Annotated in this window: 4 protein-coding genes; 3 read left to right on the plus strand and 1 reads right to left on the minus strand. The window is 62.2% G+C overall.

Going from position 1 to position 3,220, the window contains the following annotated elements; translation table 11 throughout:
- Positions 1–1,380: phosphoenolpyruvate carboxylase (locus tag JHD64_RS20905; RefSeq protein WP_199055514.1), on the minus strand; the 1,380-nt coding region annotated here is incomplete at its 3' end.
- 524 nt (positions 1,381–1,904) lie between these two features.
- On the opposite strand from JHD64_RS20905, the gene JHD64_RS20910 reads away from it, so the two are divergent.
- The 3 genes from JHD64_RS20910 to hemC all read left to right on the plus strand — a co-directional run.
- A complete protein-coding gene (locus JHD64_RS20910) occupies positions 1,905–2,135 on the plus strand; it encodes a hypothetical protein (protein WP_059286862.1) in 231 nt (76 codons plus the stop codon).
- 29 nt (positions 2,136–2,164) lie between these two features.
- Complete coding sequence (locus tag JHD64_RS20915) at positions 2,165–2,482, plus strand: hypothetical protein (protein WP_059286863.1); 318 nt, start codon at positions 2,165–2,167, stop codon at positions 2,480–2,482.
- Positions 2,483–2,676: 194 nt separating this feature from the next.
- Positions 2,677–3,220 (plus strand): hydroxymethylbilane synthase (gene hemC / locus JHD64_RS20920; RefSeq protein ID WP_199055515.1); only part of this gene is annotated, 544 nt, incomplete at its 3' end.

The following is a 3,220-nucleotide window of genomic DNA, read 5'->3' on the forward strand; positions in this document are numbered from 1 at the left end:
GGCCAGCTCCTTGTCGGTATCCGCGCTGTATTGCTGGTAGGGCGAGTACAGCAGGCGTGGCGTGGCCAGTTCGCGCAGCAAGACGCGGATGCGCGCCGCCTCGTCCAGCGCCGGGTAGTGTTCCAGTCCGGCACTGGAAAACAGCTCGCTCACCACCGCTTCGTGCATGCCGGCAAACTGACGCAGGTCCACCGGCATCAGGAAGAAACCGAATACCTCCACCGCACGGCGCAGCCGGGCCAGCCGGCCGTCCGCCAGCAAGGCACTGCCATGGGCGCTCAGCGAATCGGCCACGGTCGTCAGATCAGCCTGAAATGCCGCAATATCGGCATAGGGCGCGCCGGCCGGCCAGCGGCCGCGCACCGCCAGGCCCAGCTCGGCCGCCTTGCCCAGCAGACGGGCCTCGATGGTGGCCAGTGCGCGGCGATAGGGTTCCTGCTCGCGGCTTTCCTTGTTGTCCGGCGTCTGCCCGGACAGGGCCTGCAAGGCCGGGCTGACCGCAACATGGCGTTCGGACAGCGACAGCTCGCGGTACAGCGCGGCCAGTTCGCCCAGGTAATGCTCGAAAGCCTGGGTAGCCTGCAAGGTAAAGGCATGGCGCAAGACTGCGGCGTTGACATTGGGGTTGCCGTCGCGGTCACCGCCTATCCAGCTGCCCACCCGGATAAAGGGCGGCAGGGTGGGCGTCTGGCCCCAGGCCGTTTCCACTTCCTTGCCCAGGCGCTGATACAGCCGCGGCAGGGCGGAGAAAAAGGTCATCGGGTGGTAGGCCACGCCATTCTTGATTTCGTCTTCCACCGACAGTTTGAAATGGCGGATTTCCGAGGTCTGCCACAGCGACAGGATCACCCGCTTGAGCTTGCCGTCCAGTTCGCTTTCCTCTTCCGGGGTGATGTCCGGCGAACCCAGCTGGCTGAGGAATTTGCGTACGGCGCGGTGGCCATCCAGCACGCTCTGGCGCTGTACCTCGGTGGGGTGGGCAGTGAGGATGGCGCCGACATAGGCGTCCTGCAGGGTGTCGGACAGCTGGGCAAAGCTGACGCCCTCTTCCTTCAACCGCGCCAGCGCCCGGTTCAGGCTACCTTGCTGCGGGCGCGAGCCGGCAATCTGGTGGGCACGACGACGACGGGTGTGGTGCAGGTCTTCCGCAATATTGAACAACTGGGCATACAGGCCACAGGCGCGCACCAGCGCGGTGGTGGCCTTGGGCGACAGGGTGTCCGGCAGCGGCAGCGCGCGTTGTTCCGGTGTGCGCGCGGCAATGGCTTTCACCTCCTGGTACACCTCGGGGCCTTCCTGGGCGTGCAGCACTTCGCCCAACAGGCGGTCCAGCCGCGCCAGGTCGGCACGTAGGGGAAGATCCTTGTCCAGCTCCGTCATGTCCTGTTTCCTTTGTAGAATCGTCTGGCCGAGCTATCCGCTTGCGCTGTGCATGACCGCGCAAACGTGATGACGGCCTTGTGTATGAATGGGATGGCAATCTTCTCAAGACAGGTTGCTACCTGGCGTCAGCAGACTGGCGAACAAACATCATAGGCAGCATTGCCGCTGTAGTGTGTTCATTACCGAATTTTCCTGATTTTTTTCGCACATTTTGTGCACAACAGCAACGGGGGTTGACCCTTGCCTGCGCCCGGCCGCAGCCCGACGAAGCCATGCAAGCACCCTGCACACAAATCAAGCACAGCAGACTTTCCTGCTGCGGCTGAACCATTTCCCCTTCCGGCAAGTCTAGGCATGCCGCCAAAGCGACAGCAGCGGCGGCTGCGCGAATCCGCCACCACCGTAGCGGTCAGGCACCCCGGACTTGCTGTGGCACCAGCCTTCAGAAAACAACTTGCTTGTGAAATGGAATGATCGATAATAACCCTTACGTCATAAACAGCTCGAACCACATAACACCTATGTTCACCCGCCTGGCCCTGCTGGCGGCTAGCAGCCTGCTGCTGGGTGAAATGGCGCTTGCCCATGGCGCCAGCGCCCCTGCTGTCGATTGTCCACAGGCCGAGCAAGCCGCCAGGGGAAAACGCATCCTGCAGAATCAGGCCATTGGCCGGGCTCTGGACAAGAACCCGGTTGCCATCGGCCTGGCCCGTCGCGCCAAGAACAAGCAGCTGGATGCCGGCGGCTGTTGAAACATTATCGATAAGGTTAACCGTTCGCCATGTCTGAACATCGCTCCCTGCTGCGCAAATCCCTCCTGCTATTACTGGTGCTGCTGTTGCTCGCCGGCTGGGGAGGCTTGCGTGCCCGTCACAGCCTGCTGACGATGGATATCGCCAAAATGAATACCTCCAGGCCATGGAAGATGGCATCGCTGGTACTACTGACACCGGATGAACGGCGCCAGATCAAGGACTTCACCCACGACAAACACGAGGACTGGGATAAATTCTTTACCCTGGCCAGCGGCATTTCCATCCAGAAAATCATCGATACACAAAGCCAGCTTGAACAGCAGGCCGCAAACAAACCACAGTAAGCAGGCTGGCCGGCCGCGGCAGTTTTGCAGCGCGGCCAGACCCTCACTGCGCAAGCGGCAGACAAATGGCCAGTGCCCGCCGGCGACCCTGACGGCGCTGTTCCGCCGCAAATATCCCTTCCTTGATCCGACTCCAGGCCTTGCCCTGCCTGCATGCTAGAATCGGACGAATTTCATCGTCAGGAATGCAATTGATGGACAAGATCGTCATCGCCAGCCGCGAAAGCCGCCTGGCCATGTGGCAGGCCGAACACATCCAGGCCCGCCTGCAAGCGCTGTATCCGCACCTTACCGTCGAAATCCTTGGCATGACCACCCAGGGCGACCAGATCCTGGACAAGACCCTGTCCAAGATCGGCGGCAAGGGTCTGTTCGTGAAAGAGCTGGAAGTGGCGCTGGCCGAAGGCCGTGCCGACCTCGCCGTGCATTCCATCAAGGACGTGCCCATGGTGCTGCCGGAAGGCTTTGCCCTGGCGGCCATCTGCGAACGCGAAGACCCGCGCGATGCCTTTGTTTCCAACAAGTTCGCCAGTCTGGCCGAGCTGCCGGCTGGTGCCGTGGTGGGCACCTCCAGCCTGCGCCGCGAATCGCAGCTGCGCGCCCGCTATCCGCAACTGGTGATCAAGCCCTTGCGCGGCAATGTGCAAACCCGTCTGCGCAAGCTGGATGACGGCGAGTACGACGCCATCATTCTGGCCGCTGCCGGCCTCAAGCGCCTGGAGCTGCACGACCGTATCC

It is taken from the genome of Aquitalea sp. ASV15, assembly GCF_016429115.1.
Taxonomy (GTDB): domain Bacteria; phylum Pseudomonadota; class Gammaproteobacteria; order Burkholderiales; family Chromobacteriaceae; genus Aquitalea; species Aquitalea magnusonii.

Excerpts from the sequence above, each read along its gene's own strand:
- JHD64_RS20915 (WP_059286863.1), top strand. The coding sequence starts at position 2,165 with ATGTCTGAACATCGCTCCCTGCTGCGCAAATCCCTCCTGCTATTACTG.
- JHD64_RS20910 (WP_059286862.1), top strand. The coding sequence starts at position 1,905 with ATGTTCACCCGCCTGGCCCTGCTGGCGGCTAGCAGCCTGCTGCTGGGT.